This is a genomic window from Pararobbsia silviterrae (assembly GCF_003628125.1).
Taxonomy (GTDB): domain Bacteria; phylum Pseudomonadota; class Gammaproteobacteria; order Burkholderiales; family Burkholderiaceae; genus Pararobbsia; species Pararobbsia silviterrae.
In genome coordinates, this window is record NZ_RBZU01000041.1 from 1 (window position 1) to 1,088 (window position 1,088).

The window sequence follows — 1,088 nt, forward strand, 5'->3', positions numbered from 1 at the left end:
TCGATCGATACACGCAGCGGGTCGGTGAACAATGCGGCCGGGACGATGGCAACGCGTGGCGCATTGACGCTGCACGCGGGCGCGGTCAACAACGAAGGCGGCGCGCTCGAAGCGAAGGGTGCCCTCACCGCCTTCACGAACGGAGCCGCGTTCGATAACAGTGCCTCAGCACGTGTAATCGGCGACCGCATCGCGCTATCGACCGGCGAACTGAAGAACAACACCGGCCTGATCTCGGCCAAGACCACATCCAGCCTGCGCACCACTGCGATCGAGAACCACGGCGGCGCGATCCTCGCCGGCCAGTCCCTTGAGCTTGTGAATCAAGGTGCCTTGAACAACGCCGCCGGTCAAATCAGCAGCGGCGCAAACGTGAAGATCGCGAGCACCGCGATCGACAACACGGCCGGCGCGATCTACGCGGGCGGCACACTGAGTGCAACGGCCGCGACGATCATCAACGCTGCCACGCGCGACGTCACGGTCGATACGCACACAGGTCCGTCATCGATGCCCGCAGGCCTGCAAGGCACGGACGTCATGCTCCTTGCGAATCAGTCGATCGATAACCGTCAAGGCCAGATTCTGGCGCGTCGTGCAATCTCAGGCACCACACCGTCACTCTCCAACGACGCCGGCAAGATCGAAACACCGGGACACATCAAGCTCACGGGTCTCGATGCCTTTATCAATCGAGGCGACATCAACGGCGGAACCGCTGTCGCCGTCCACGCGAACACGATCGATAACCGCGATACCGTGCAGTCCAAGGGTAACGTCACGGTCGATGCGAACACCTCGCTTAAGAACAGTGGCCGCATGATCGCTGGAGGCGATCTCACTGCAACTGCCGGACGCACGCGAAGAACAACGAGTCGCACGCAGATTCCTGACAGTACCTTGACGGCAGAGCGTGCCTTCAATGATCAAGGGATGCCATCGACAGCCCGTGCAGCCGTCTCCAACGACGCTCGCAACGTTCCCGCTGCAAGCCAAGCGCCCTCGCCCGAAGGCATCGCAACGGCAAGCGAAACCGTGACGACAGACGCAGCCGCGACGACAGATGGAGCGATGCCGACTGACGGCGT

At 62.2% G+C, this 1,088-nt stretch carries 1 pseudogene; it reads left to right on the top strand.

Going from position 1 to position 1,088, the window contains the following annotated elements:
* Positions 1–1,088: pseudogene (locus D7S86_RS28930) on the top strand (hypothetical protein); the annotation flags it as partial.